General features: G+C 71.6%; 21 protein-coding genes. 14 read left to right on the forward strand and 7 right to left on the reverse strand.

Annotation, left to right across the window (positions count from 1 at the left end):
• Window positions 1-17 precede the first annotated feature (17 nt).
• The 3 genes from ccrA to EJC51_RS37855 all read right to left on the reverse strand — a co-directional run bounded on the left by ccrA (window position 18) and on the right by EJC51_RS37855 (window position 4,502).
• The gene (ccrA, locus tag EJC51_RS37845; protein ID WP_126275176.1) at window positions 18-1,361 is read right to left on the reverse strand and encodes a crotonyl-CoA carboxylase/reductase; all 1,344 of its coding nucleotides are present in this window, start codon (window positions 1,359-1,361) and stop codon (window positions 18-20) included.
• 389 nt (window positions 1,362-1,750) lie between these two features.
• Entirely contained in the window at window positions 1,751-2,560 is an 810-nt protein-coding gene (locus EJC51_RS37850; protein ID WP_194083264.1) for a TetR family transcriptional regulator, read from the reverse strand.
• A 136-nt stretch (window positions 2,561-2,696) separates the two neighbouring features.
• Complete coding sequence (locus EJC51_RS37855) at window positions 2,697-4,502, reverse strand: 3-hydroxyacyl-CoA dehydrogenase family protein (protein ID WP_126275178.1); 1,806 nt, start codon at window positions 4,500-4,502, stop codon at window positions 2,697-2,699.
• A gap of 387 nt (window positions 4,503-4,889) precedes the next feature.
• On the opposite strand from EJC51_RS37855, the gene EJC51_RS37860 reads away from it, so the two are divergent.
• A complete protein-coding gene (locus EJC51_RS37860; protein ID WP_126275179.1) occupies window positions 4,890-5,474 on the forward strand; it encodes an adenylosuccinate lyase in 585 nt (194 codons plus the stop codon).
• On the opposite strand, the gene EJC51_RS37865 is transcribed toward EJC51_RS37860, so the two are convergent.
• From EJC51_RS37865 to EJC51_RS37880, 4 genes are all read right to left on the reverse strand, one after another.
• Window positions 5,452-5,955, reverse strand: coding sequence for a GNAT family N-acetyltransferase (locus EJC51_RS37865; protein WP_126277293.1), 504 nt, complete (start codon window positions 5,953-5,955; stop codon window positions 5,452-5,454). The two genes, EJC51_RS37860 and EJC51_RS37865, sit on opposite strands and share 23 nt — an antisense overlap.
• 14 nt (window positions 5,956-5,969) lie before the next feature.
• Window positions 5,970-6,368, reverse strand: a complete 399-nt coding sequence (locus EJC51_RS37870; RefSeq protein WP_126275180.1) for a RidA family protein — start codon at window positions 6,366-6,368, stop codon at window positions 5,970-5,972.
• Between the two features lie 59 nt (window positions 6,369-6,427).
• Complete coding sequence (locus EJC51_RS37875; RefSeq protein ID WP_126275181.1) at window positions 6,428-7,999, reverse strand: alpha/beta hydrolase; 1,572 nt, start codon at window positions 7,997-7,999, stop codon at window positions 6,428-6,430.
• 134 nt (window positions 8,000-8,133) lie between these two features.
• The gene (locus EJC51_RS37880; protein ID WP_126275182.1) at window positions 8,134-9,177 is read right to left on the reverse strand and encodes an Rv2578c family radical SAM protein; all 1,044 of its coding nucleotides are present in this window, start codon (window positions 9,175-9,177) and stop codon (window positions 8,134-8,136) included.
• A 171-nt stretch (window positions 9,178-9,348) separates the two neighbouring features.
• Here EJC51_RS37880 and EJC51_RS37885 point away from each other — a divergent pair, with 171 nt between their 5' ends.
• The 13 genes from EJC51_RS37885 (at window position 9,349) to EJC51_RS37945 (ending at window position 26,701) form a co-directional block, all read left to right on the forward strand.
• Window positions 9,349-9,792 carry an SRPBCC family protein gene (locus EJC51_RS37885; RefSeq protein ID WP_126275183.1) on the forward strand — a complete coding sequence of 148 codons (444 nt, stop codon included), beginning with the start codon at window positions 9,349-9,351 and terminating at the stop codon, window positions 9,790-9,792.
• 145 nt (window positions 9,793-9,937) lie between these two features.
• Window positions 9,938-12,340, forward strand: coding sequence for an MFS transporter (locus EJC51_RS37890; protein ID WP_126275184.1), 2,403 nt, complete (start codon window positions 9,938-9,940; stop codon window positions 12,338-12,340).
• A 210-nt stretch (window positions 12,341-12,550) separates the two neighbouring features.
• Window positions 12,551-15,025 (forward strand): SpoIIE family protein phosphatase, encoded by a 2,475-nt coding sequence (locus EJC51_RS37895; protein WP_126275185.1) that lies wholly within the window; start codon window positions 12,551-12,553, stop codon window positions 15,023-15,025.
• Between the two features lie 173 nt (window positions 15,026-15,198).
• Window positions 15,199-15,924 carry a class I SAM-dependent methyltransferase gene (locus tag EJC51_RS37900; RefSeq protein ID WP_126275186.1) on the forward strand — a complete coding sequence of 242 codons (726 nt, stop codon included), beginning with the start codon at window positions 15,199-15,201 and terminating at the stop codon, window positions 15,922-15,924.
• 85 nt (window positions 15,925-16,009) lie between these two features.
• Complete coding sequence (locus tag EJC51_RS37905) at window positions 16,010-16,843, forward strand: M55 family metallopeptidase (protein ID WP_126275187.1); 834 nt, start codon at window positions 16,010-16,012, stop codon at window positions 16,841-16,843.
• The gene (locus tag EJC51_RS37910; protein WP_126275188.1) at window positions 16,836-18,140 is read left to right on the forward strand and encodes a M20/M25/M40 family metallo-hydrolase; all 1,305 of its coding nucleotides are present in this window, start codon (window positions 16,836-16,838) and stop codon (window positions 18,138-18,140) included. Before EJC51_RS37905 ends, EJC51_RS37910 begins: the two co-directional genes overlap by 8 nt.
• Window positions 18,141-18,144: 4 nt before the next feature.
• The gene (locus tag EJC51_RS37915; protein ID WP_126275189.1) at window positions 18,145-20,148 is read left to right on the forward strand and encodes a S9 family peptidase; all 2,004 of its coding nucleotides are present in this window, start codon (window positions 18,145-18,147) and stop codon (window positions 20,146-20,148) included.
• A 37-nt stretch (window positions 20,149-20,185) separates the two neighbouring features.
• Window positions 20,186-21,109: a S66 peptidase family protein gene (locus tag EJC51_RS37920; protein WP_126275190.1), complete on the forward strand. Its 924-nt coding sequence runs from the start codon at window positions 20,186-20,188 to the stop codon at window positions 21,107-21,109.
• Window positions 21,110-21,226: 117 nt separating this feature from the next.
• Complete coding sequence (locus EJC51_RS37925) at window positions 21,227-22,966, forward strand: CocE/NonD family hydrolase (protein ID WP_244363033.1); 1,740 nt, start codon at window positions 21,227-21,229, stop codon at window positions 22,964-22,966.
• Between the two features lie 59 nt (window positions 22,967-23,025).
• A complete protein-coding gene (locus tag EJC51_RS37930) occupies window positions 23,026-23,268 on the forward strand; it encodes a LapA family protein (protein ID WP_126275192.1) in 243 nt (80 codons plus the stop codon).
• 19 nt (window positions 23,269-23,287) lie between these two features.
• The gene (locus EJC51_RS37935) at window positions 23,288-23,842 is read left to right on the forward strand and encodes a GNAT family N-acetyltransferase (RefSeq protein ID WP_126275193.1); all 555 of its coding nucleotides are present in this window, start codon (window positions 23,288-23,290) and stop codon (window positions 23,840-23,842) included.
• Between the two features lie 8 nt (window positions 23,843-23,850).
• Window positions 23,851-24,750 carry an arginase family protein gene (locus EJC51_RS37940; protein WP_126275194.1) on the forward strand — a complete coding sequence of 300 codons (900 nt, stop codon included), beginning with the start codon at window positions 23,851-23,853 and terminating at the stop codon, window positions 24,748-24,750.
• A 40-nt stretch (window positions 24,751-24,790) separates the two neighbouring features.
• Window positions 24,791-26,701 (forward strand): DUF5107 domain-containing protein, encoded by a 1,911-nt coding sequence (locus EJC51_RS37945; protein WP_126275195.1) that lies wholly within the window; start codon window positions 24,791-24,793, stop codon window positions 26,699-26,701.
• The last annotated feature ends 7 nt before the right edge of the window (window positions 26,702-26,708 follow it).

Genomic DNA, 26,708 nt, shown 5'->3' on the forward strand with positions numbered 1-26,708 from the left:
CTATGACCCCGGGTGTCTCAGATGTTGCGGAAGCGGTTGATGGCGTCGATGTGCTGGGCGCGCATCTCCTCGTCGCGCACGCCGAGGCCTTCCTCGGGGGCGAGGCACAGCACGCCGACCTTGCCCTGGTGGAGGTTGCGGTGCACGTCGTACGCGGCCTGACCGGTCTCCTCCAGGGAGTAGGTCTTCGACAGCGTCGGGTGGATCTTGCCCTTCGCGATGAGCCGGTTGGCCTCCCAGGCCTCGCGGTAGTTGGCGAAGTGCGAGCCGATGATCCGCTTCAGCGACATCCACAGGTAGCGGTTGTCGTACTCGTGCATGTAGCCCGAGGTCGAGGCGCAGGTGGTGATGGTGCCGCCCTTGCGGGTGACGAAGACCGAGGCGCCGAAGGTCTCGCGGCCGGGGTGCTCGAAGACGATGTCGATGTCCTCGCCGCCGGTGAGCTCGCGGATGCGCTTGCCGAAGCGCTTCCACTCCTTGGGGTCCTGGGTGTTCTCGTCCTTCCAGAACCGGTAGCCCTCGGCGTTGCGGTCGATGATCGCGTCGGCGCCCATCGCCCGGCAGATGTCCGCCTTCTGCGGCGAGGACACGACGCAGATCGGGTTGGCGCCGCCGGCCAGCGCGAACTGCGTGGCGTACGAGCCGAGGCCGCCGCTCGCGCCCCAGATCAGGACGTTGTCGCCCTGCTTCATGGCGGCGCCGTTGCGGGAGACCAGCTGGCGGTAGGCGGTGGAGTTGACGAGGCCCGGGGCCGCCGCCTCCTCCCACGACAGGTGACCCGGCTTGGGCATCAGCTGGTTGGACTTGACGAGCGCGATCTCGGCGAGGCCGCCGAAGTTGGTCTCGAAGCCCCAGATGCGCTGCTCGGGGTCGAGCATCGTGTCGTTGTGGCCGTCGGAGGACTCCAGCTCGACGGAGAGACAGTGTGCGACGACCTCGTCGCCGGGCTTCCAGGAGTTCACGCCCGGGCCGGTGCGCAGGACGACGCCCGCGAGGTCGGAGCCGATGATGTGGTACGGCAGGTCGTGGCGCTTGGCCAGGTCGCTGGTGCGGCCGTAGCGCTCCAGGAACCCGAAGGTGGACAGCGGCTCGAAGATCGAGGTCCACACCGAGTTGTAGTTGACGCTGGAGGCCATGACGGCGACCAGCGCCTCGCCGGGGCCGAGTTCCGGCAGGGCCACCTCGTCGAGGTGGATGGACTTGCGCGGGTCCTTGTCGCGGGTCTCCAGGCCCGCGAACATCTCCGTCTCGTCCTTGTGCACGGTGATCGCGCGGTACGACTCGGGGAGCGGCAGGGCGGCGAAGTCGGCCGGAGTCGAGTCCGGCGACTGGATCGCGTCCAGGATGTCCTTCGTGGTCACGGTGTTGCCTCCGGCGATACGCGTCCTGAGGGAGGGACGCTGAGGGTTACGTCGGTGCCGTCGGTTCGGCGGTCTTGGTGTGCGGCAGCGCTTTGTGGCGCGGGAGGTTGCCTGTGACGCAGGCGTCCGGGCGGGCAAGTCGATGACTTGTTGGGACAGCCGACGTGCGAAAGGTCTCTGCACGCCGGCCGCCCGGACTCCTTCAACGTATGACACCGCGTGTCACCTGGCAAGGCACTGAGTGCCAGCAACCGCTCTCAGGTGAAATCTTTACGTAACAAATGAGCGATGATCGATCGAACGCGGCTTGAATTCCCCTCGAAAAGGGGCTCTGACATGCCAAAACGGCCACCCCGAAGGGTGGCCGTCATCACAGCGGAGGGGAGGGCTCAGCGGTCCTTGAGCGCCTCTTCGATGGTCCGCATCACCTGGTCCAGCGGGGCGTCGGTGCGCGCGACCGTCACCAGCACCTCGCCGTGGGTGGAGACCGTCGCGGCGGACGGCTGCGGGGTTGCCGTGCGCCCGGCGCCGATGCCGGTCCCGAACGTCTTCCGTACGATCGCGAAGGCGTGGTCCAGCTGGGCCTCCACGTCGCCCTGGCCGCCGGCCCGGAGCCAGCGCCGCAGCACGTGGTTGTGCGCGGTGACCACGGCGGACGCGGCGACCTCCGCGAGCAGCGGGTCGTCGTTGGCGTCGTCGTCGTGCGCGTGCTCGTCGAAGTGGCCCAGCAGATAGCGGGTGAACAGGCGCTCGTAGCGGGCCACCGACGCGATCTCCGCCTCGCGCAGGGTCGGCACCTCACGGGTCAGCTTGTAGCGGGCGACCGAGATCTCCGGCCGGGCCGCGTACATCCGCATGACCTCCTTGATGCCGTTGCACACCGTGTCGAGCGGGTGCTCGTGCGGGGGAGCCGCGTTGAGCACGGCCTCGGCGCGGATCAGGGTGTCGTCGTGATCGGGGAAGATCGCCTCTTCCTTGGAGCGGAAGTGACGGAAGAAGGTACGGCGCGCGACTCCGGCCGCGGCCGCGATCTCGTCGACGGTGGTCGCCTCGTACCCCTTGGTCGAGAACAGCTCCATCGCCGCGGCCGCCAGTTCTCGGCGCATCTTGAGCCGTTGGGCGGCCGCGCGGCTGCCTGCGGCACTCTCCGGCGCGTCGGGCGTAGCTGGTGTACGTGAGGACTTGGCGGGCTGGGACATGACCCGAACGTACTGCATGTGCGCAGGTTGGCGCTCCTGTCCCAGGGAGCCCCCGCCCGCCGTGGGCGGGGGGTTCCCGTGGGGGTCGAGCAGTCCGCCCCAGTCGTCGTTCGCTCTGAACCAGTCGCCGGACGCGTCAGCGGCGGGCATATTCGCGGAAGCCGCGGCCGGTCTTGCGGCCGAGGCAGCCCGCGGCCACCAGGTGCTCCAGGAGCGGGGCCGGGGCCAGGCCCGGGTCCCGGAACTCGCGGTGCAGGACCTTCTCGATGGCGAGCGACACGTCCAGTCCGACGACGTCCAGCAGCTCGAAGGGGCCCATCGGGTAGCCACCGCCGAGCTTCATCGCGGCGTCGATGTCGTCGAGGGAGGCGTAGTGCTCCTCGACCATCTTGATGGCGTTGTTGAGGTACGGGAACAGCAGCGCGTTCACGATGAACCCGGCCCGGTCCCCGCAGTCCACCGCGTGCTTCCTGATGCGGCCGCAGACCTCGCGGACCGTCGCGTGGACGTCCTCCGCCGTGAGGACCGTGCGCACGACCTCGACCAGCTTCATCGCCGGCGCCGGGTTGAAGAAGTGCATGCCGATCACGTCCTGCGGGCGCGAGGTGGCGCGGGCGCAGGCGACGACCGGGAGCGAGGAGGTGGTGGTGGCCAGGACCGCGCCCGGCTTGCAGACCTTGTCCAGCGTCTGGAACAGCTGCTGCTTGATCTCCAGGTCCTCGGCGACCGCCTCGACCGCCAGGTCGACGTCGGCGAAGGCGTCGTAGGAGCCCGCCGGCGTGATCAGGTCCAGGGTCTGCGCGGCGGCCTCGGCGGTCATCCGGCCCTTGTCGACCGAGCGCGAGAGGGACTTGCCGATACGGGCCTTGGCGGCCTGCGCCTTCTCCTCGCTGCGGGCGGCCAGGACGACCTGGTACCCGGCCTTGGCGAAGACCTCGGCGATGCCGGACGCCATGGTGCCCGAACCGGCGACACCGACGGAACGGACCGAGCGGCCCTCGGCCCGGGAGCCGCCCTCGGCGGGCGTCAGGGCGTCCGGGACGACGGTCGCGCTGCCCGGGGCCTCGTACGAGTAGAAGCCGCGGCCCGACTTACGGCCCGTCAGGCCCGCCTCGCTGAGCTGCTTGAGGATCGGGGCGGGGGCGTGCAGCCGGTCGTGGGACTCGGCGTACATGGCGTCCAGGACGGTCCGCGCGGTGTCGATGCCGATCAGGTCGAGCAGCGCGAGCGGGCCCATCGGCAGTCCGCAGCCGAGCCGCATCGCGGCGTCGATGTCCTCACGGGAGGCGTACTTCGCCTCGTACATCGCGGCGGCCTGGTTGAGGTAGCCGAACAGCAGCCCGTCGGCGACGAAGCCGGGCCGGTCGCCGACCGCGACGGGCTCCTTGCCCAGGTCGAGCGCGAGATCGGTGACGGCGGTGACGGCGTTCGGCGCGGTCAGCACCGAGGAGACCACCTCGACCAGCTTCATCGCCGGCGCCGGGTTGAAGAAGTGCAGGCCGAGCACGCGCTCCGGACGGGCCGAGTCGGCCGCGAGCCGGGTGACGGACAGGGCGTTGGTGCCGGTCGCCAGGATCGTCCCGGGCCGGACGATGCCGTCGAGCTCGCGGAAGATCTGGTGCTTGATCTCGTACGACTCCGGGACCACCTCGATGACCAGGTCCGCGTCGGCCGCGGTGCGCAGGTCGGTGGAGGTGCGGATCCGGGCGAGGATGTCCGCGCGCTGCTCCTCGGTCAGCCGGCCACGGGTCACGGCACGGCCGGTGGAGGTCTCCAGGGCGGCGACGGCCTGGGCGGCCGCGGCCTCGCTGATGTCGATGCCGAGGACCGTGCGGCCGGCCTTGGCGAGGACCTCGGCGATGCCGGTGCCCATGGTGCCGAGGCCGACGACGGCGACGGTCTGGATCGGGGACAGAGGGGTGTCGGACAGGGGAGCGGCCATCGCGGGACTCCAGGAATGAGGGTGACGACTGGGAGCGCGACCCGGTACGCCGAAGGGCGCACCGGGTGCGTGGACACTGCGAGATGCGGGTGTTGCCGGGCTACTTGCGCACACGCCCGGTGGTGCGAAGCCGTCGTCACGGGCGTGCACACGCCCGGAGAACGGTGAAGCCGACCGGCCCTGTCCCAAGCCGCGTCGTACTGAGGTACCGAACAACGGGTACCGAACCGACTGCTCTTGTGATGGCTGCGTCACCAGGCCACCGCAAGGAGTTCCGCGAGTGGGTAACTCGCTCGATTGAGCTTAACCCGCGGGTAACGAGCGCGCCAGCCCCCGGTCTTTGTGATGTACGTCCCTCGCCCCCTGTGCCCCGCCTAGGCTGCCGTCATGGACGAAGAGTTGCGATCGCTCACGGAGCGCTTACGGCAGGAGTCCGGGGCGTCGGCGGCCTATGAGCGGCTGGCGGGGACGAAGGACCTCGACGAACTGGCGGCGGTGCTGACCGAATCCGGGCAGCCGCTGTGGGCGCGGGAGCTGGCCGCTTTCCGCCTGGGAGTCGCCGGCGACCCCCGCGCCTTCGAGGCCCTCGTCCTGCTGCTCAACCACCGCGACCCGCAGCGCTGCGCCTCCGCCGCCCACGCCCTGGCCCGCCTGGGAGACCCGCGCACGGCCCGCGCGGCGGCGGCCCTGGCCACCAACGAACTGCGGGTCGCCTACGCCCTGCACCCGGTCAGGCTGCTCGCCGAACTGCGCGCGCCCGAGTCGGTCCCGGCCCTCATCACCACGCTCTCGCGGCGCCTGCGCCCGCACGACCCCTACCGCCGGGTGGCCCTCGCCTGCGTCGAGGGCCTCGGCACCCTCGGCGACGCCCGCGCCCGACCGGTACTGAACGAGGCCCTGGCGCATCCGGCGCTGGCGGAGGCGGCCGTGCACGCGCTGGCGCGGATTCCTAGCCCGCGCGGAGGCTCTTGACGTACCGCACCTCCGGCACCGCGACCCCGTCCACCTCGAACGGCTCCTCGGCGCCGTCGGGGTGGAACCCCGCCCGCTCGTAGAAGGCACGGGCGCGGGTGTTGCCCTTGAGGACCCAGAGGTACAGCCGCTGATGACCGGCGGCCGTGCACCGGCGTACCGACTCCTGGAGCAGCGCGTGGCCGACGCCACCGCCGAACCGCGCTGCGTCGACGTAGATCGCGTACAACTCGGCGTCGGACGTGCGCTGTTCACCGTCCCGGTACGGGCCGTGCGCGGCCCAGCCCACAAGCTCGCCGTCCTGTTCCGCGACGAGGTTCACCACGCTGCCGTCGGACCGCCGGAACCGCTCGCGGCGGCGCTCGGCGTCCTCGGTCACGCTGAGCGCGTCCAGGTACGGCTGCGGCATCAGCCCCCGGTACGCGGTCTGCCAGCCCCGGATGCGGATCTCCGCGACGCGGTCGCAGTCGGCGAGGGTCATCTCTCTGACCTGGATCACCCGGCGGTCACCGCGAAAGCCTCGACCTCCATGAGGAACTCGGGCCGCACCAGTGCCGCGACCTGGACCGCGGAGGCGGCCGGCAGCCGGTCGTCGGGTATGTGCGCGGCGCGGGCGGCGCGGATCGCGGGCAGGTGCGCCACGTCCGTGACGAAGTACGTGAGCTTGACGACGTCGTCGAAGGTCGCGCCCGCGGCGGTCAGACAGCGGCGGAGGTTCTCGAAGACCTGGTGGGCCTGCGCCGCCGGGTCGCCCTCGCCGACGAGCTTGCCGTCCTCGTCCAGGGCGAGCTGGCCGGAGATCGCGACGAACGTGCCGGTGCCCAGCACGACATGGGAGTACTGCGCGGCGGGGGCGAGCCCGTCGGGGGCGGGAATCCTGGTCAGCTCACTCATGCGTCCATGGTGGACCATGGGTCTGACAACGCCCCCGACGGGCCGTCAGACGAGGCCGCTCAGCCGCGGAAGCCGAGCATGCCGTGCAGCGTCGAGCCCCTCGACGCCGACGCCGACGAGCTCAGCGGCTTCGGGTCGGGCAGCGCGTCGCACACCGCGTCGACCTCGCCGCCGCTGCGCGGCACCGTGCCGTCCGTCAGGTACGCCGCCAGGTGCTTGTCCAGGCAGGCGTTCCCGCTCAGCGTGATGCCGTGGTTCCCGCCGCCCTGCTCGACGACCAGGCTGGAGCCGTGCAGCAGACGGTGGACCATCACGCCGCCCTGGTACGGGGTGGCCGCGTCGTTGGTCGCCTGGAAGAGCAGCACCGGCGGCAGGTCGCCGTTGGCGATGTCCACCGGCTCCAGCGAGCCGGTCGGCCAGAACGCGCACGGCGCGTTGTACCAGGCGTTGTTCCAGGCCATGAACGGCGCCTTCTTGTACACCGCCCAGTTGTCGTCGCGCCACTGGCTCCAGTCGCGCGGCCAGTCGGCGTCACGGCACTGCACCGAGGTGTAGACGCTGTAGCCGTTGTCGCCGGAGGCGTCGACGGCGGCGAAGTTCTCGTACGCCTCGACGAGCGGGTCGGCGTTCTTGTCGTTCACGTAGGCCGCGAACGCCTCCGCCAGGTAGGGCCAGTAGCCGTTGTAGTAGCCGCCCGGGATGAAGGTGTCCTCGAACTCCGAGGCGCCGACCTTCCCGCCCGCGGGCTTCTTCGCCAGCTTGGCCCGCACCTTGTACCACTTGGCCTCGATCTTCGCCGGATCGGTGCCGAGCTTGTAGGTGGCGTTGTACTTGGCGACCCAGGCCATGAACGCGAGATGGCGGTCGTTGAAGGCGTAGTCCTGGCCGAGGTTGTCGTCGTACCAGACACCGGTCGGGTCGACGATCGAGTCCAGGACCAGGCGCCGTACACGCTCCGGGAAGAGCTTGGCGTAGACCGCGCCCAGATAGGTGCCGTACGAGTAACCGAAGTAATTGATCTTCTTCGCGCCCAGGGCGGCACGGATCGAGTCCATGTCCCGCACGGTCTGGACCGTGTTGATGTACGGCAGCAGGTCGGCGTACTTCTTGCCGCACGCGGCCGCGAAGGACGTGGCCCGCTGGAGATTGGCCTTCTCGATCGCGGGTGTGCTCGGCACGGAGTCGGGGCGGACGGGGTTGAAGTGGCCGGGCTTGCAGTCGAGCGCCGGCTTGCTCTTGCCCACCCCGCGCGGGTCGAAGCCGATGACGTCGTACTGGGCCGCGACCGCCTTGGGCAGCGAACCGGCCACGAAGCCGGCCAGCGTCAGACCGCTGCCGCCGGGACCGCCGGGGTTGACCAGCAGCGGGCCCTGGGACTTCTTCGCGGTGTGCGGGACACGGGACAGCGCGAGCGTGATCTGCCGCCCGTGCGGTTGGTCGTGGTCGAGTGGGACCTTGAGGGACGCGCACTGGAGCGTCGGGTAGTTCGTGGTGCCGCAGCTCTTCCAGGTGAGCTTCGCGGCCGGAGCGGTGTCCGCGGTGCGCGGAGTGCTCGCGTCGGCGGGCAGGGCGGTGAAGCTCCCGGCCATGACGACGGCGGCGCCGCACAGCACGGCTGCGCGTTTTCTCATGGAGTCCTCCCAGGACGGAGGTTTCGGACCGCGGGTTTCACGGTCCTCGCCGCATCGTCCCGGAAAGCGCGCCCGGAAGAACGCGTTCTGGTGAGACTTGACCCAATTGGGCCGCCAGATGCGCTCGAACGCTCTCAGAGCAGCGTGAGTTGGGTTCCCCCCGGCAAGTCGGGCGCGACCGCCTCGGGTTCCGGCTCCGGTAGCCGGCGCGGCATGCCGGGGTCGGCGGGGCCGATGCCGTACTCCCTGGCCAGCTCGTGGACCTGACGGGTGATCCGGCGCTGGTACCACTTGGGCGCGTAGGAGCCGTCGGCGTACAGGCGCTCGTAGCGGCGCACCAGGTACGGGTGGTGCCGGTCCAGCCAGGACATGAACCACTCGCGTGCGCCGGGGCGCAGATGCAGCACCAGCGGGGTGACGGAGGTCGCCCCGGCCGCCGCGATCGCCCGCACGGTGGCGCGGAGTTGGGCCGGTTCGTCGCTCAGGAACGGGATCACCGGCGCCATCAGGACGCCACAGCCGATGCCGTGCTCGGACAGGGTGCGGACGACGTCCAGGCGGCGCTCGGGCGCGGGCGTGCCCGGCTCCACGGTCCGCCACAGGTCGGGGTCGGTGAAGCCGACCGAGACGGAGATGCCGACGTCCGTCACCTCGTGCGCCCGCTTGAGCAGGTCGAGGTCGCGCAGGATCAGCGTGCCCTTGGTCAGGATCGAGAACGGGTTCGCGTGGTCGGTGAGGGCGCCGATGATGCCCGGCATCAGGCGGTAGCGGCCCTCCGCGCGCTGGTAGCAGTCGACGTTCGTGCCCATCGCTATGTGCTCGCCCTGCCAGCGGCGTGAGCCGAGCTGGTGGCGCAGCAGCTCCGGGGCGTTCGTCTTGACCACGATCTGCGAGTCGAAGCCGAGGCCGGTGTCGAGGTCCAGATAGCTGTGCGTCTTGCGCGCGAAGCAGTACACGCACGCGTGCGAACAGCCCCGATAGGGGTTGACCGTCCACTGGAAGGACATCCGGGAGACCGCGGGCACCCGGTTGATGATCGACCGGGCCCGGATCTCGTGAAAGGTGATGCCGGCGAATTCGGGCGTGTCGAACGTCCGGCTGGTCACCGCGTCGGCGCCGAACAGGGCGGCGTCCGCCCTGCCGTGTTCGGCGGACTGTGTGAGGTTCTCCCAGCGCATGAGGCCTCCTCGGTAGCACTGAGCAGAGAATAGAACACATGTTCCCTTGATCGTGCGACTGTCTTTCCCGGGGGCGCTCCCGCGTGTCGCGCGCGGCCCCGATTTGGGCGCCCGGGGACCGGGGTGGTTGGCTTGGCCCCACCCCCGAAATCCAGGTCCTGGAGGATTCCAATGGCGCAGGTCGAGGCCACCACCGAGCGGGTCGTCGCCGCCGACGCGGAGAAGGTGTTCGACGCCCTCGCCGACTACAGCGGCACGCGGCAGAAGCTGCTGCCCGAGCACTTCAGCGAGTACGAGGTGCGCGAGGGCGGCGACGGCGAGGGCACCCTCGTCCACTGGAAGCTCCAGGCCACCAGCAAGCGTGTGCGCGACTGCCTCCTGGAGGTCAGCGAGCCCACCGACGGCGAGCTCGTCGAGAAGGACCGCAACTCCTCCATGGTCACCACCTGGCGGGTCACCCCGGCCGGTGAGGGCAAGTCCCGCGTCGTCGTGAGCACCGTCTGGAACGGCGCCGGCGGCATCGGCGGCTTCTTCGAGAAGACCTTCGCCCCCAAGGGCCTCGGCCGGATCTACGACGCGCTGCTCGCCAACCTCGCGACCGAGGTCGAGAAGTAAGTCCCTGGTGAACGGGGGGCGTTGCTCCCCTCACCGGATCGAGTGGATCTCCGTCCGCCGCGCCGGTCTGCCGTAACTCGTCGCGCTTGCTCGCAGTTGTCGCATTAAGCGGGAATTGTGAGGGCGCGGCGAGGGGAGAGGACACGTGGGCGGGACCACTCTGGTGCAGGAGGACCTCCGGGGCGAACCGGCCCCGGACACCCCAGGGCTCGCCGTCCCCGCACCCGCCGGGAGCGTCGAACTCGGCCCGCGCCGGGTGCGGTTGGTCTTCGTCGGGCTGATGCTCGCGCTGCTGCTGGCCGCGCTGGAGCAGATGATCGTCGCCACCGCGCTCCCCAGGATCGTCGGCGAGCTGCACGGCCTGGACAAGATGTCCTGGGCGATCACCGCCTACCTCCTCACCGCCACCATCGGCCTGCCGGTCTACGGCAAGCTGGGCGACCTCCTCGGCCGCAAGGGCGTCTTCCAGTTCGCGATCGTCGTCTTCGTCATCGGCTCCGCCCTCGCCGGACGGGCCCAGACGATGGACCAGTTGATCGCCTTCCGCGCGGTGCAGGGCATCGGCGCGGGCGGCCTCATGATCGGCGTGCAGGCGATCATCGCCGACATCGTGCCGCCCCGGGAGCGCGGCCGGTTCATGGGCCTCATCGGCGCCGCGTTCGGCCTCGCCTCCGTCGCCGGACCCCTGTTGGGCGGCTACTTCACGGACCACCTCTCCTGGCGGTGGTGCTTCTACATCAACATCCCCTTCGGCCTGGTCACCCTCGCCGTCGTCACCGTCGTCCTCAAACTGCCCAAGCCGCGCACCAGGGCCCGCCTCGACATCCTGGGCGTGCTGCTGCTCGCCGCCGCCTCCACCTGCCTGGTGCTGCTGACCAGTTGGGGCGGCACCGAGTACGCCTGGGGCTCCCGGGTGATCCTCGGGCTCGGCGCGGGCGCGGCGGCGGCCACCGTCCTCTTCCTCGTCGCCGAGCACTTCGCGGCCGAACCCCTCATCCCGCTGCGGCTGTTCAGGGACTCGGTCTTCAACATCACCGGTCTGGTGGGCCTGGTGGTCGGCGTCGCGCTCTTCGGGGCCGCCAGCTATCTGCCCACCTTCCTGCAGATGGTCGACGGGGCCAGCGCCACCGAGTCGGGGCTGCTGATGCTGCCCATGATGGGCGGCATCGTCGGCGCCTCGATCATCGCCGGACAGCTCATCAGCCACACCGGCCGCTACAAGCTCTGGCCCGTCCTCGGCGGCGCGCTCTCCGTCCTCGGCATGTGGCTGCTGTCCCGGCTGGAGGTCGACACGCCCCGGCTGCACTACAGCCTCTGGATGGCCGTCCTCGGCGCCGGTATCGGCATGGTGATGCCGGTCCTCATCCTCGCCGTGCAGAACTCGGTCCGCCCCGCCGACCTCGGCACGGCGACGAGCGCCAACAACTACTTCCGCCAGATCGGCGGTTCGGTCGGCGCGGCGATCTTCGGCACGCTCTTCGCCGACCGGCTCGCCGACGCCCTCGCGAAGCGCCTGCCCCCGACCGCGGGGCTGCCCGACGCCGAGTCCATCACTCCGCAGCTCGTCCACGCGCTGCCCCCGCGGCTGCGCGACGCCTACATCCAGGCGTACGCCGACGCCATGCCGCGGATCTTCCTCTACCTCGTGCCGGTCCTCGTCCTCGGACTGCTCATCGCCTTCTTCCTCAAGGAGAAACCCCTCGTGACCAGCGCAGCGTCCCACAACGCCGCCGAAACCGAGCCCGCGCCCCTGAACACGCCGATCCCGCAAGCCCGTTCGCCGTACACCGCCGGCATCCCGGTGTGCGGCACCGTGCAGCACCCGGACGGGACCGTCGTCCCGCGCGCGGCGCTCACGCTGATCGACGTCGCCGGGCAGCAGATCGGCCGGGGCGCGAGCGGCGAGGACGGACGGTACGCGCTGTCGACGCCGGGACGGGGGGCGTACGTCCTGATCGCGGCGGCGGGCGGGCACCAGCCGCAGGCCGTCTCCGTGACCGTCGGCGAGCGGCCCGTCGAACTCGACGTCGTCCTCGGCGGCGCCGGGCGCCTGGCCGGGAGCGTGGTGACCGCGGACGGCGCCATCGTGCGGGACGCCACCGTCACCCTGACCAACGTGCATGGCGAGGTCGTCGCCACCACCCGCAGCGGGCGCGAGGGCGGCTATGTCATCACCGAACTCGTGGCGGGGGAGTACACCCTCGCCGCCAGCGCCCCCGCCTTCCGCCCGGCCGCGCTCCCCGTCACCGTCCAGGCCGCCCGGGAGACCCGCCAGGACATCGAGCTCGCCGGCGGCGCCGTGCTGCGCGGCACGGTACGGGCGAGCGGCGGCCGTCCCGTCGAGGACGCGCGCGTGACGCTGCTGGACGCGGCGGGCAACGTCGTGGACACGCTCACCACCGGCGCGGACGGAACGTTCCGGTTCGTCGACCTGTCCTCCGGCGAGTACACGGTCATCGCCGCGGGCTACCCGCCGATCGCCACCGTCCTCCAGGTCGCGGGCGGCGGCCGCACCGAGCGGGACCTCCAGCTCGGGCACGAGGACTGAGCAAGCCGGATACGGCGGCGGAAAACCCGTCAGTAACCCCACGGTGCCCCCAACCGGCCGTTTCCGTCCGGCCGGGGCGCACGCGGGGCGCGTGGCGTGCGATCCGGCGGGGTCAATTCCCGCATTGCCGCACATCACCACCGGCCGCGGCCGTACGGTGGAACGGTCGGCACAGATCTTTGCGGAGCCGTGGGAGAGAGGGCCTGGGCCATGGACCGTGGCAGTGCGAGGGACACACCTCCCAGCCGCGGCGCTGAGAGCGGAGCGGCGGACAGTGCCGCGGTCGGACGCATCCCGCTGGCCGTGGTCGTGGTGGACCGCGCCGGACTCGTGTCCCACTGGAGCCGGGGCGCGCGCCGCCTGTTCGGCGCCGCCAAGGAGGAGGCGATCGGGCGCGCCGCGGTCGATCTGCTGCCCGTCTCCGGAGCGCTGCCCGACGAGGAAGACACCGTGGCCTACGGGGTGTATGACGGCTACGACGGCCTCGGACCCGACCTGGAGTCCTCCCTCGGCGGCAGGCTCGCCTACCCGGCCGCGGGCCGCGCCCGGCTCACGGTCGCCGAGGGCGGCGACCGGCTGGACGTGCTCTGGTGGGCCTACCCTCTGATCGGCCCCGGCGACGAGCGGCTGCTGGTGCTGGCCGCCGACGCGGACGCCCTCAAGGCCGACGCCCCCGACGACGAGATCGCCGTCGAGCGCATCGCCCCGGCCTTCGCGCTGCACACCGACTTCCCCGGCGCCGAGGAGCTGGCCCGCAGGCTCCCCGAGATCCTGCCCAGCATGAGCGTCGGGGAAGGCGCCCGGATCGTCTCCCAGATACTGGAACTGGGCTATCCCGTCCTGGAGTTCAGCCAGAACGACCGGGTGCCGGTGACCCCCGACTGGGGTGTCCCGCGCCGCGCCGAGCGCAGGGCACGCCGGGAGCGGGCCGCGCGCGCCGCGGCCGACGGTCTGCCGCTGCCGCGGGACATCGCGGAGCAGGACGGCGAGGACGCCGAGGACCTCGAGTACGCCGCCGTACGCGAGCGTCTGGAGTTCCTCAACGAGGTCAGCGGCCGCATCGGCACCTCCCTCGACCTGTCCAAGACCATCATCGAGGTCAGCCGCGCCGTCGTCCCCCGCTTCACCGACGTCGCCGGCACGTATCTGCGCGAACAGGTCGTCGCCGGCGAGGGGTTCCCCGAAGGCGTGCCGGACACCACCACCATGTGGCACCGGGTCGCCGTCGAGCACACCGACGAACCCGGCCGCTGGGACGACGTGGTGCCGGTCGGCGAGGCCATGCCGTTCCCCGCGCACACGCCGTTCTTCCAGTGCATGACCACCGGCGAACCCGTCCTCGTGCCCCGCATCAGCGAGGAGATGGGCCACGCCATCGCCGCGCAGTTCGAGAAGCGCGACATCCGGCCCCTGATCACGCACCGCTCGATGCTGGTCGTACCGCTCAAGGCCCGCAATGTGGTCCTCGGCTTCATGATCCTGCTGCGGCACCCGGAGCGCGTCGAGTTCAACGACATGGACCGGGTCACCGGCGCCGAACTCGCCGCCCGCGCGGGCCTGGTGCTGGACAACGCGCGCATGTACACCTACCAGGAGAGCGTCGCCGAGACCCTCCAGGACAGCATGCTGCCGCACATCCCGCCGCGCATGGCGGGCTGCGACATCGCCACCCGCTATCTGCCGGGCACCCTGCTCGGCCGCGTCGGCGGCGACTGGTTCGACTCCGTGAAGCTGCCGGGCGCCCGCACCGCCCTCGTCGTCGGTGACGTCATGGGACACGGCCTCAACTCGGCCGCGATGATGGGCCAGTTGCGTACGGCCGTGCAGACCATGGCCGCCATGGACCTGCCGCCGGCCCAGCTGCTGCGCAACCTCGACGACCTCGCCCAGCGCCTCGGCGACACGTACCTCGCGACCTGTCTGTACGCCGTGTACGACCCGATCGCCAGTGAGGTGCACATCGCCAACGCGGGCCACATCCCGCCGGTGATCGTGCACGCGGCGGACGGCCGCAGCGAGTTGCTCGACCTGCCGACGGGCGCGCCCATCGGCGTCGGCGGGGTGCCGTTCGAGGCGGTACGCGTGCGCGTGCAGCCCGGCGACCGGCTCGTGATGTGCACCGACGGACTGGTCGAGGTGCGCGGCGAGGACATCGGCGTGGGACTGGCCACGCTGTGCGAGTCCGCCGCCCACCCGGCCGCCTCCATGGACGACGCCTGCGACACCATCATCCGCGCCCTCAACACCTGCGGCGGACGCAAGGACGACGTCGCCCTGCTGATGGCCCGGCTGAACGGCATCGCACCGGACGACGTCGCCGAGTGGCGGCTCGCCGTCGACCCGATCGAGGTCGGCCGGGCCCGCGCCACCGTCCGGGAACAGCTGCACGAATGGGGGCTCGGACGGCTGGCCGACACCACCGAGCTCATGGTCAGCGAGCTCGTCACCAACGCCGTACGGCACTCCCACAGCCGCCCCGTCGAGCTGCGGCTCGTGCGGGGCGAGACGCTGCTGTGCGAGGTGGACGACGACGACCACGAGCTGCCCACGCTGCGCAACGCCGGTGCCGATGACGAGTTCGGGCGCGGTCTGCGCGTCGTCAGCACGCTGGCGCGGGAGTGGGGCGCGAGCCGGACGAACGCCGGCAAGACCGTCTGGTTCGAACAGACGCTGCCGCGACGCTGACACATGTCCGGGTCCACCGGGGCGCGGGGGGCGCGCGGGGCGCCCGGGGGCGTACACAGCTCGTACGAGGGGTGAAGGAATGCGCTCCGCGCTTGTCGCCGTAACCAGGGCGCGATAGACCGTACTGGCCCGTCACTTACGACGGGTCGGCTACGCATCCTGGGGAGTTGGGCATGAGCGTGACGAGTCGGTACCGGGAGGCCTGGGAGGGCTTCTGGCGGGAGGCCCCCGACGAACAAGGGGCGGTGTTCTGGGACGCGGAGCCCGTGCTCACCGCCGGTCTCCATCTCGCCCTCTTCGAGCCCCAGTTGATCGATCCCGGCCTGCCCCTGGTCGACCTGGGCTGCGGCAACGGCACCCAGACCCGGTTCCTCGCCGACCGCTTCCCGCGCGTCCTCGGCGTCGACCTGTCCGAGGCGGCCGTCGAGCACGCCCGGCAGGCCGACCCCGCGGGCCAGGCCGGCTACCGGGTGCTCGACGCCGCCGGGAAGGGCGAGGCGGAGTCGCTGCACGCGGAGCTCGGCGACGCCAACGTCTATGTGCGGGGCGTGCTGCACCAGTGCGAGCCCGACGACCGGCAGCCCTTCGTCGACGGGCTCGCCGCCCTGCTCGGCGAGCGCGGCCGGGCCTTCCTCGTCGAGCTCTCCGAGGACGCCAAGCCCGTCCTGATGGGCCTGGCCCAGAGCCCCTCGGGCCCGCCGCCCAAGCTGGCGCCGGTCTTCCGGCACGGCATCGCGCCCGGCGAGGTCTCCGACGCCGCCGTCCCCGAGTATCTGCGCGCGGCCGGTCTCAGCGTCCTCGCGAGCGGTGAACTGCCGCTCACCACCACGGAGTACACCGCCGACGGCGTGCGCATCGAACTGCCGTCGAAGTGGCAGGTGGTGGGGCGTACGGCCTGAGGGGTGTGACCTTCACTGGTCTGTGCCGGTGAGGGTTTTCCACAGGGCTGCCGTGAGCCGCCGGAACCGCGTAGCGTGAGGCGGCATGAAGATCCTCATCAGCGCCGACATGGAGGGCGCCACCGGCGTGACCTGGCCGGCCGACGTGCTGCCGGGGACTCCGCAGTGGGAGCGGTGCCGCGCGATGTTCACGTCCGACGTGAACGCCGCGGTGCTGGGCTTCTTCGACGGGGGAGCCGACGAGGTACTGATCAACGAGGCGCACTGGACCATGCGCAACCTGCTCCTGGAGCGCCTCGACGATCGCGCCGAGATGCTCACCGGGCGGCACAAGTCGCTGTCGATGGTGGAGGGCGTGCAGCACGGCGACGTGGACGGCATCGCCTTCGTCGGCTATCACGCCGGGGCCGGCATGGAGGGCGTCCTCGCGCACACGTACCTCGCCAACTCCATCACCGGGGTGTGGGTCAACGACGAACGGGCCAGCGAAGGGCTCCTCAACGCGCGCGTGGTCGCCGAGTACGGGGTACCCGTGATCCTCGTCACCGGCGACGACGTGGCCTGCGAGGACGCGCTCGGGTACGCGCCGGAGGCACTGAAGGTCGCGGTCAAGGACCATGTGTCGCGGTACGCGGCGGTGTGCCGGACACCGGCCAGGACCGCGGCCGACATCCGCGCGGCGGCCAAGGAGGCGGCGGCCCTGGCGGTGCGTCACGAACCGGTCGACGCGGGGCCGTTCACGATCGCGCTCGAGTTCGACGCCGAGCACCTGGCCATGGCCGCGACCGTCGTGCCCGGCGTGCGGCGGATCGGTGAGCGGAAGGTGGCGTACACCAGCGCCACGATGTACGAGGGAATCCGCGCCTTCAAGGCGGTCACCACGATCGTCTCGGCCGCGGTGGAGGAGCAGTATGGCTGACGGGCAGGCGCTGGACGAGGTCGTGACGTTCACCTCGGACCTGATCCGTATCGACACCACCAACCGGGGCGGCGGCGACTGCCAGGAGCGGCCCGCCGCCGAGTACGCGGCGGAGCAGCTGGCCGGGGCGGGCCTGGAGCCGGTGCTGCTGGAGCGCGTCCCGGGCCGGACGAACGTCGTCGCCCGGATCGAGGGCACCGACCCGTCGGCGGACGCGCTGCTGGTGCACGGTCATCTGGACGTGGTGCCGGCCGAGGCCCGCGACTGGAGCGTGCACCCGTTCTCCGGGGAGATCCGCGACGGCGTCGTGTGGGGCCGGGGCGCGGTCGACATGAAGAACATGGACGCGATGATCCTCGCCGTGGTCCGCTCCTGGGCGCGGGAGGGTGTCCGGCCCCGGCGGGACGTCGTCGTCGCGTTCACCGCCGACGAGGAGGCCAGCGCCGAGGACGGCTCGGGCTTTCTCGCCGACCGGCATCCGGGGCTGTTCGAGGGCTGCACCGAGGGCGTCAGCGAGTCCGGGGCCTTCACGTTCCACGACGGCGCCGGGCGCCAGATCTACCCCATCGCGGCCGGTGAGCGGGGCACGGGCTGGCTGAAGCTCACCGCGCGCGGCCGGGCCGGACACGGCTCCAAGGTGAACAAGGAGAACGCGGTCACCCGCCTGGCCGCCGCCGTCACCCGCATCGGCGAGCACGAGTGGCCGCTGCGGCTCACCCCGACCGTCCGGGCCGCCCTCACCGAACTCGCCGCCCTGTACGGCATCGAGCCGGACCTGACCGACGTCGACGCCCTGCTGGAGAAGCTGGGCCCGGCCGCGAAGCTCGTCGAGGCGACCGTCCGCAACAGCGCCAACCCGACCATGCTGGACGCCGGTTACAAGCTCAACGTGATTCCCGGGGAGGCCGTGGCGTTCGTCGACGGACGCTATCTCCCGGGCGGCGAGGACGAGTTCCGCACGACCCTTGACCTGCTGACCGGACCGGACGTGGAGTGGGAGTTCCACCACCGTGAGGTCGCGCTCCAGGCGCCGGTGGACTCACCGACGTACGCGGCGATGCGGGCGGCCGTCGAGGAGTTCGCGCCGGAGGGACATGTGGTGCCGTACTGCATGTCCGGCGGCACGGACGCCAAGCAGTTCTCGCGCCTCGGCATCACCGGCTACGGATTCGCGCCGCTGAAGCTCCCGGAGGGCTTCGACTACCAGGCGCTCTTCCACGGCGTGGACGAGCGGGTCCCGGTCGAGGCGCTGCACTTCGGCGTCCACGTCCTCGACCGGTTCCTGCGGAGCGCCTAGGCACATGGGGGACGACGTGCAGACCTTGCCCTACGGTTCCTGGCCCTCGCCCATCGACGCGGCCCTCGCCGCCGCGCACGACGGGCACCCAGAGTGGGTGGGCTTCGTCGGCGACGAGGCGTGGTGGACCGAGCCGCGGCCCACCGAGGGCGGCCGGCGCACCCTGGTGCGGCGCCGCACGGACGGCAGCGAGGAGTCGGTGCTCCCGGCGCCGTGGAACGTCCGCAGCAGGGTGATCGAGTACGGCGGCCGGCCCTGGGCCGGGACCATGGGCGCCGGCGACCGGCCGCTCGTCGTCTTCGTGAACTTCGCCGACCAGCGCCTGTACCGGTACGAGCCCGGCGGCGACCCGCGTCCCCTGACCCCCGTCTCCCCGGTGGGCGGTGGCCTGCGTTGGGCGGACCCGGTGCTCCGCCTCGACCTCGGTGAGGTGTGGTGCGTCCTGGAGGAGTTCACCGGCGACGGCCCCACCGACGTCCGCCGCGTCCTGGCCGCGGTGCCGCTGGACGGCTCGGCCGCCCAGGACCGGGACGCCCTCCGTGAACTGACCGACGCCCGGCACCGGTTCGTGACCGGGCCGCGGATCTCGCCCGACGGGCGGCATGTGGCCTGGCTCGGCTGGGATCATCCGCGGATGCCGTGGGACGGCACGGAGCTGGTCCTCGCCTCGGTCGCGGACGACGGCGCCCTGCGGGAACCGCGTACGGTCGCCGGCGGCCCCGAGGAGTCCATCGCCCAGGTCGACTGGGCCCGGGACGGCGCCCTGCTGTACGCGAGCGACCGCACCGGCTGGTGGAACCTCTACCGCGACGGCGAGCCGGTGTGCCCGCGCGAGGAGGAGTTCGGCGGGCCGCTGTGGAAGCTGGGACAGCGTTGGTTCGCGCCGCTGGAGAGCGGTCTGATCGCCGTGGTGCACGGGCGGGGCGCCACCGCGCTCGGGGTGCTGGACCCGGAGACCGGGGAGGTCGTCGACGCGGCGGGCCCCTGGACCGAGTTCGCCTCCACCCTCGCGGTGCACGGCGAGCGGGTCGTCGGCGTCGGGGCCAGCCCGCGCAGCGCCCACGAAGTGGTGGAGCTGGACACCCTCCCCCACGCTCGAACAGACTCGCGCGGGGGCGCCCCCATCGGCAGGGCGCGGGTGATCGGCGCCGGCCATGACGACTCCGTGGACCCCGCCTACTACCCCGAACCGCAGATCCGCACCTTCACCGGGCCCGACGGACGCGAGATCCACGCCCACGTCTACCCGCCCCACCACCCCGGCTGTGTCGCACCGGGCGACGAGCTGCCGCCGTACGTCGTGTGGGCGCACGGCGGTCCGACCAGCCGGGCGCCCCTCGTCCTCGACCTGTCCATCGCCTACTTCACCTCCCGGGGCATCGGCGTCGCCGAGGTCAACTACGGCGGCTCGACCGGGCACGGCCGGGAGTACCGCAACCGGCTGCGCGAGCAGTGGGGCGTCGTCGACGTCGAGGACTGCGCCGCGGTCGCGCTCGCCCTCGCCGACGAGGGCACCGCCGACCGGGACCGGCTGGCGATCCGCGGCGGCAGCGCGGGCGGCTGGACCGCGGCCGCCTCGCTCACCGTGACCGACGTGTACGCCTGCGGCACGATCGTCTATCCCATCCTCGACCTGGCCGGCTGGGGCGAGGGGGAGACCCACGACTTCGAGTCGCAGTACCTGGAGACGCTCGTCGGGCCGCTCGCCGAGGTGCCCGCGCGGTACGCGGAGCGCTCGCCCACCGAGCACGCCGACCGGATCACCGCGCCCTTCCTGCTGCTCCAGGGGCTGGACGACGTGATCTGCCCGCCCGCCCAGTGCGAGCGGTTCCTCGCCCGGATGGAGGGGCGGCGGGTGCCGCACGCGTACATCGCCTTCGAGGGGGAGGGGCACGGGTTCCGGCGGGCTGAGACCATGATCAGGGCCCTGGAGTCCGAACTCTCCCTGTACGCACAGGTCTTCGCGCTCAACCCGCCGGGCATCCCGACTCTGGAGCTCGACAAGTGAACGAACTCGCCGGCCCCCCGACCCAGGAGCACAGCAAGTGAAAGAACTCGTCCGGCCGTCCAGACTCGCGCCCGGAGCCCGCGTCGCCGTCGTCGCGCCCAGCGGGCCCGTGCCCGAGGAGCGGTTGCAGGCCGGGCTCGACGTGCTGCGCGGCTGGGACCTCGACCCGGTGGTGGCCCCCCATGTGCTGGACCGGCACGACGAGTTCCCCTACCTGGCGGGCAGCGACGCGGACCGGGCCGCCGATCTCCAGGCCGCCTGGTGCGATCCGTCCGTGGACGCGGTGCTGTGCGCCCGCGGCGGCTACGGCGTCCAGCGGATGATCGACCTGCTCGACTGGGAGGCCATGAGGGCGGCCGGGCCGAAGGTCTTCGTCGGGTTCAGTGACATCACCGCCCTGCACGAGGCGTTCGCGAACCGGCTCGGCCTCGTCACACTGCACGGGCCGATGGCCGCCGGGATCGACTTCATCAAGAACGCGCGGGCGCAGGAGCACCTGAGAGCCACCCTCTTCGCACCGGAGACGGTCCGCACGATCGCCTCCGGCGGTACGGCCCTCGTCCCCGGCCGGGCACAGGGCGTCACGCTCGGCGGCTGCCTCTGCCTGCTCGCCGCCGACCTGGGCACCCCGCACGCCCGGCCCTCCGCGCGGGGCGGGCTGCTGTGTCTGGAGGACGTCGGCGAGGAGACGTACCGCCTCGACCGCTATCTCACCCAACTCCTGCGCGCGGGGTGGCTCGACGGGGTGCGGGGAGTGCTGCTCGGGTCCTGGCAGGACTGCGATCCGTACCCGCTGGTGCGGGCGTTGCTCGTCGACCGGCTCGGCGGGCTCGGGGTGCCGGTCGTGGAGGAGTTCGGATTCGGGCACTGCGAAGGGGCGTTGACGATCCCGTTCGGGGTGGCGGCCGAACTCGACGCCGGCTCGGGCACGTTGACGCTGGCGGAACCGGCCCTCCGCTGAATTTCTGTCAAGAAACACTCGTCCCGGTGATTGACCGCGTCTGACACGTGTCACACCATGACTTCCGGCCGGTACTTACCGGTCGGTAGGTCGGGTTGTCCTCAGCGTGGAGGTCTCGTGTCCCGTCGTGTGCTCGGCTACAGCGTTCCGCTCGCTCTCCTGCTCGGTGCCACCCTCGCCACACCCGCCCCCGCCAGCGGGCAGTACACCGTCACCGCCCTGAAGTTCACCGTCCGGGCCGGCGGCCGCGCGTGCACGATCGACGCCGACCTGTACCGGCCCACCGGCGTCGACCGGGCACCCGCGGTGCTCGCCACCAACGGCTTCGGCGGCAGCAAGTCCGACGGTTCGACGGACGTGATCGGCAAGGCCTTCGCCGAACGAGGCTATGTCTCGCTCGTCTACTCCGGGCTCGGCTTCGGCAACTCCGGCTGTCTGATCTCCCTCGACGACCCGGACATCGACGGCACCGCGGCCTCCGGGCTCATCGACTTCCTCGCCGGGAAGCGGGCCGCCGACGACGGAACCAAGGCCGACTTCGTCACCCTCGACGGCAAGGGCGACCCGCGCGTCGGCATGATCGGCGGCTCCTACGGCGGCGCGATCCAGCTGGCGACGGCCGCCGTCGACCACCGCGTGGACGCGCTCGTGCCGATGATCACCTGGCACGACCTGGCGTACTCCCTGGACCCGAACAACGCCGCCCGCGAGGTGCCCGGCGCCTTCAAGTGGCAGTGGGCCAACGGTTTCTACCTCATCGGCGAGAGCCAGCCCCTGACGACACCGAACCTCGACCCGTCCCGCATCAACTCCCTCGGCTGTCTGCACTTCGTCACCGACGCCTGTGACACCGTCCGCACCCTCAACTCCGGCAGCTACCCCGCCGCCGACACCGCCGAGCTGCTCGCCTACGCCCGCAGTGTCTCCCCGGTCAGCTACCTGAGCCTGGTGAAGGCGCCCACGCTCCTCGTCCAGGGACAGGCCGACAGCCTCTTCAACCTCAACGAGGCGACAGCCACGTACAAGACGCTCAAGGCGCAGGGCACGACCGCCAAGATGATCTGGCAGTCCTGGGGGCACAGCGGGGGCCAGGCCGCAGGCGAACTCAACCTGAGCCAGGGCAACCTGGAGTCCAGTTACGTCGGCAAGCGCGTCCTCGCCTGGTTCGACCGCTATCTGCGCAAGCAGAAGAACACCGACACCGGACCGGCGTTCGCCTACTACCGCGACTGGATCACCGACCCGAACGGCACCTACGCCACCGCCGGCAGCCTGCCCGTGCTCAGCCAGAGGCTCTACCTGTCCGGGGACGGCAAGCTCGTCGACAACCGGGGCAAGGTGACCCGCGGCAGCCGGACGTACAGCAACTGGCTCGTGCCGACCAGCCACTCCGAGAGTTCGCTGGCCGGGATCGTCGGACTGCCCGACCCGGCGCCGTACGACACCGCCGGCACCTACCTCGGCTGGACCAGCGAACCGCTCGCCCGCGCCACCGACGTCGTGGGGGCGCCGAAGGCCACCCTGAAGGTCGTCTCGCCCAAGGCGGAGCGGACCCAGAACTCCGGGAACGCGGCCGACAAGCTCGTGCTGTTCGCCAAGCTGTACGACGTCGCGCCCGACGGCACCCAGACGCTGGTGCACCGGCTGGTCGCGCCGGTCCGGGTGCCCGACGTGACCCGGAGCTTCACGGTGACGCTGCCGGGGATCGTGCACCGGTACGAGCAGGGGCACCGGCTGCGGTTCGTGGTGGCGGCGAGCGACGACGCGTACTTCGGCAACCGGGGGATCAAGCCGGTGACCGTGGTGAGCGCGCCCGGCGACACCGGGGTGCTGGAGCTGCCGGTGGCCGGCGGCTGAGTCACCCGGTGGGCGGTGTCCGCCGGGCGGGAGACCCCCTTCTGGCCCACGCTGGTCGCATGAGCCCGAAGACCTCCGCGAGCGGCGGCACCGCCGGCGGCAAGCAGAGCGCGGTGACGCCCGCGAGGATCGTCGTCCTGCTGCTCGCCGTCCTCGCCCTCATCTTCATCTTCGAGAACACCGGCGAGACCAAGATCAGACTGCTGATCCCCGAGGTGACCATGCCCCTGTGGACGGCACTGCTGGCCACGGGCGTCATCGGCGCCCTGTGCGGGGCGTATTTCATGAGGCGCAGGAGCTAGGCCGTCGTAGGGTGGCGGGATGCCGCACACCTCATCCCGTTTCCTTGCCGAGGGCCCCCGCGTGGGCATACGTCACATCACCTACGAGGACGGTCCGGAGTTCACCGCCCGGGCCAGGGAGAGCAAGGAACTGCATCAGCCGTGGCTGTTCCCGCCGGACAGCGCCAACGGCTTCGCCTCCTTCGCGCAGCGGCTGATCGAGGACCCGACCAAGGTGGGGTTCCTCGTCTGTGAGAAGGACAGCGGGGCCATCGCCGGGTACATCAACATCAACAACATCGTCGAGGGCGCCTTCCTGAGCGGTGCGCTCGGGTACGGGGCCTTCGCCCATGCCGCCGGGCGGGGGCTGATGCGGGAGGGGCTCGGGCTCGTCGTGCGGTACGCCTTCGGCGGGATGCGGCTGCACCGGCTGGAGATCAACGTGCAGCCCGCCAACGCCGCCTCGATCGGCCTCGCCCGCTCCTGCGGCTTCCGTCTGGAGGGCTACTCGCCCGACATGCTCTACATCGACGGAGCCTGGCGGGACCACGAGCGGTGGGCCATCACCGCCGAGATGATCCGGAAAGCGAAGTGACGGCGGCGATGCGTACCCGCGTAGTACTGGACGCCCCCTCCAACCTCGGGCTGCGGCCGCCCGCGCCCGGTACCGTCCCCGGCTGCTACAAGCTGGCGGGGGCGCTGCGCGAGCAGCGGATCGTGCAGCGGCTGGGTGCCCTGGAGGGCGGTGTGGTGGTGCCGCCGCGCTACGACCGGGGCGACTGGCAGGAGGGCGACGGCGTCTTCAACGCGGCCGCCCTCGCCGCCTACACCGTGAAGCTCGCCGACCGCGTCGAACGGCATGTGCGGGCCGGGGAGTTCCCGGTGGTGCTGGGCGGCGACTGCTCGATCCAGCTCGGCGCCTCCCTCGCGCTGCGCCGCCTGGGCCGCTACGGGCTGGTCGCGGTGGACGCCTCCGCCGACTTCCGGCACCCCGGAAACTCCGACCGGATCGGGGCCGCGGGAGGGGAGGAGGTGGCCCTCGGGACCGGGCGCGGACAGGACGACCTCACGAACCTGGAGGGGCTCAAGCCGTATCTGCGGGACGAGGACGTACGGCTCTTCGGCAACCGGGACGCGTTCGAGGACGACCGCGCCGAACTCGCCGCCCTCAAGATCCCCGTCGTCACCGTCGGAGACATCCGGGAGTGGGGCGCCGAGGCGCTGGCGCGAGCCACCGCCGAGGCCTTCGCGACCCCCGAACTGGACGGCTTCTGGCTCCACTTGGACGCCGACGTCCTCGACCCGACCGTGATGCCGGCGGTGGACAGCCCCGACCCGGACGGGCTGCTGCCCGACGAACTCGTGTCCCTGCTCCGGCCGTTGCTCGCGTCCCCGCACTGCGTCGGCCTCAACGTCACCATCTACGACCCCGACCTCGACCCGGACGGCACGGCAGGTGCTCTCCTCGCCGACATCGTCGTGTCCGCCTTTGCCCAATCCTGACCGGTAGCGCCCCTGTTCAGCTCCCCGGCGAGCGGCTTCCATGGTGATCGTGACGACGATCCGACGTGACGTACTGACGCTGCCCGCCGCGGAGTTGGGACCCGACAACCCCCTTCCTCCGCTCCGGCCGCTCGACGAACTCCACCGCGTCGAGGACCGCGACGGCCTGCCGCGCGAGATGGCGCGGCAGATGGGGTACGAGCCGCTGCGCAGCCTGCTGCCCGCCCCCCTGCGGGACGGTTACGAGCGGGTGCGCGAGCCGCGCGCCGTCGACACGCTCGTCATCGAGAACGACCGGCTGCGGGTCACCGTGCTGCCGGGCCTCGGCGGCCGGATCGCCTCCCTCCTGCACAAGCCGACCGGCCGCGAACTCCTGTACCGCAACCCGGTGTTCCAGCCCGCCGACTTCGCTCTCAACGGCGCCTGGTTCTCGGGCGGCATCGAATGGAACATCGGCGCCACCGGCCACACCACCCTCGCCTGCTCACCCCTGCACGCCGCCCGTGTCCCCGCCCCCGACGGCGGCGAGATGCTGCGGCTGTGGGAGTGGGAACGGCTCCGGGACCTGCCCTTCCAGGTCGACCTCTGGCTGCCGGAGGGCTCCGACTTCCTGTACGTCGGGGTCCGCGTCCGCAATCCGCACGAGAAGCCGGTGCCGATCTACTGGTGGTCCAACATCGCCGTACCGGAGGAACGCCGGGTCCTGGCTCCCGCCGACGAGGCCTATCACTTCGGGTACGAGCGCCGGCTGCGCCGGGTGCCGGTCCCGTCGTACGAGGAGCTACGGCAACACCCGTACGCGGCCGACTACTTCTACGACCTTCCCGACGGCCGGCGCCGCTGGATCGCCGCCCTCGACGCGGACGGGCACGGGCTGGTGCAGACGTCCACCGACGTGCTGCGCGGGCGCAAGCTGTTCATCTGGGGCACGGGACGGGGCGGGCGGCGCTGGCAGGAATGGCTCACCGAACCCGGTACCGGTGGCTACTGCGAGATCCAAGCGGGGCTCGCCCGCACCCAGTTGGAGCATGTGCGGCTGGAGGCGGAGAGCGAGGTGGCCTGGCTGGAGGCGTACGGGTCGCTGAGCTCGGCGCCCGAGACCGGGGAGGCGGAGGCGCGGCTCGAAGCCGTGTTGCCGCGCGCCGAGGTCGACGCCGCGTACGCCGCGTGGAAACCGTACGCCGACACCGAACCCGGGGAGACCCTCGCCACCGGTTCCGGCTGGGGTGCGCTCGAAGTGCTGCGCGCCGACTGGAAGTTGCCCGGCACGCCCTTCGACGAGTCCACCCTCGGCGAGGAGCAGGAACCGTGGGTGCACCTGCTCCGGGTCGGCGCACTGCCCGAGCCGCGCCGGGTGCGGCCGCCCGGCGCGGCGCTGGTCGCCCCGCACTGGCGGGACATGCTGGAGACCGCGCCCGCCACTCCGCTCACCGAGTACCACCTCGGCATCGCCCAGTGGCACGCCGGGGACCGGGCGCAGGCGGTGCGCAGTTGGGAGCGGGCCCTCGAACTCGCGCCGTCCGTCTGGCCGTTGCTGCGCTGCCTCGCGGTGGCCGACCGGGAGATCGGCGACCACGAGCGGGCCGCCGACCGGTACGTGGACGCCTTCGACGACCTGTGCCGGGAGCGGCGCGACGCGGGCGAGCGGTGGACCGCGGCCACGGCCGCGCTGGGCCGCGAGGCGATCGACGCGCTGCTCGCGGTGCGGCGCACGGCGCAGGCGCGGGCGGTGTGGGAACGGCTGCATCCGGCGACGCGGCAGCGCGGTCGATTCCGGTTCGTCGAGGCCCAGTTGCTGTGCGCCGAGGGGAAGCGCGACGAGGCGCGGGCCGTGTTCGAGGAAGGCTTCGAGGTCGCGGATCTGCGGGAGGGGGCGGAGGCCGTCGGGCGGCTGTGGGAGCGGATCAGCGATGAACCGCTGCCGGCCCGCTACGACTTCCGCATGCGATGACCGGGCC

The sequence above is a fragment of the Streptomyces aquilus genome, from assembly GCF_003955715.1.
Classification (GTDB): domain Bacteria; phylum Actinomycetota; class Actinomycetes; order Streptomycetales; family Streptomycetaceae; genus Streptomyces; species Streptomyces aquilus.

Bases quoted from the DNA above. Each gene is read 5' to 3' on its own strand.
- EJC51_RS37870 (WP_126275180.1), bottom strand. From the start codon at position 6,368: ATGAGTGAGCTGACCAGGATTCCCGCCCCCGACGGGCTCGCCCCCGCC.
- EJC51_RS37885 (WP_126275183.1), top strand. From the start codon at position 9,349: ATGGCGCAGGTCGAGGCCACCACCGAGCGGGTCGTCGCCGCCGACGCG.
- EJC51_RS37910 (WP_126275188.1), top strand. From the start codon at position 16,836: ATGGCTGACGGGCAGGCGCTGGACGAGGTCGTGACGTTCACCTCGGAC.
- EJC51_RS37850 (WP_194083264.1), bottom strand. From the start codon at position 2,560: ATGTCCCAGCCCGCCAAGTCCTCACGTACACCAGCTACGCCCGACGCG.
- EJC51_RS37880 (WP_126275182.1), bottom strand. From the start codon at position 9,177: ATGCGCTGGGAGAACCTCACACAGTCCGCCGAACACGGCAGGGCGGAC.
- EJC51_RS37875 (WP_126275181.1), bottom strand. From the start codon at position 7,999: ATGAGAAAACGCGCAGCCGTGCTGTGCGGCGCCGCCGTCGTCATGGCC.
- EJC51_RS37860 (WP_126275179.1), top strand. From the start codon at position 4,890: ATGGACGAAGAGTTGCGATCGCTCACGGAGCGCTTACGGCAGGAGTCC.
- EJC51_RS37935 (WP_126275193.1), top strand. From the start codon at position 23,288: ATGCCGCACACCTCATCCCGTTTCCTTGCCGAGGGCCCCCGCGTGGGC.
- EJC51_RS37895 (WP_126275185.1), top strand. From the start codon at position 12,551: ATGGACCGTGGCAGTGCGAGGGACACACCTCCCAGCCGCGGCGCTGAG.
- EJC51_RS37915 (WP_126275189.1), top strand. From the start codon at position 18,145: ATGGGGGACGACGTGCAGACCTTGCCCTACGGTTCCTGGCCCTCGCCC.
- EJC51_RS37855 (WP_126275178.1), bottom strand. From the start codon at position 4,502: ATGGCCGCTCCCCTGTCCGACACCCCTCTGTCCCCGATCCAGACCGTC.
- EJC51_RS37865 (WP_126277293.1), bottom strand. From the start codon at position 5,955: ATGACCCTCGCCGACTGCGACCGCGTCGCGGAGATCCGCATCCGGGGC.
- EJC51_RS37900 (WP_126275186.1), top strand. From the start codon at position 15,199: ATGAGCGTGACGAGTCGGTACCGGGAGGCCTGGGAGGGCTTCTGGCGG.
- EJC51_RS37905 (WP_126275187.1), top strand. From the start codon at position 16,010: ATGAAGATCCTCATCAGCGCCGACATGGAGGGCGCCACCGGCGTGACC.
- EJC51_RS37940 (WP_126275194.1), top strand. From the start codon at position 23,851: ATGCGTACCCGCGTAGTACTGGACGCCCCCTCCAACCTCGGGCTGCGG.
- EJC51_RS37945 (WP_126275195.1), top strand. From the start codon at position 24,791: ATGGTGATCGTGACGACGATCCGACGTGACGTACTGACGCTGCCCGCC.
- EJC51_RS37930 (WP_126275192.1), top strand. From the start codon at position 23,026: ATGAGCCCGAAGACCTCCGCGAGCGGCGGCACCGCCGGCGGCAAGCAG.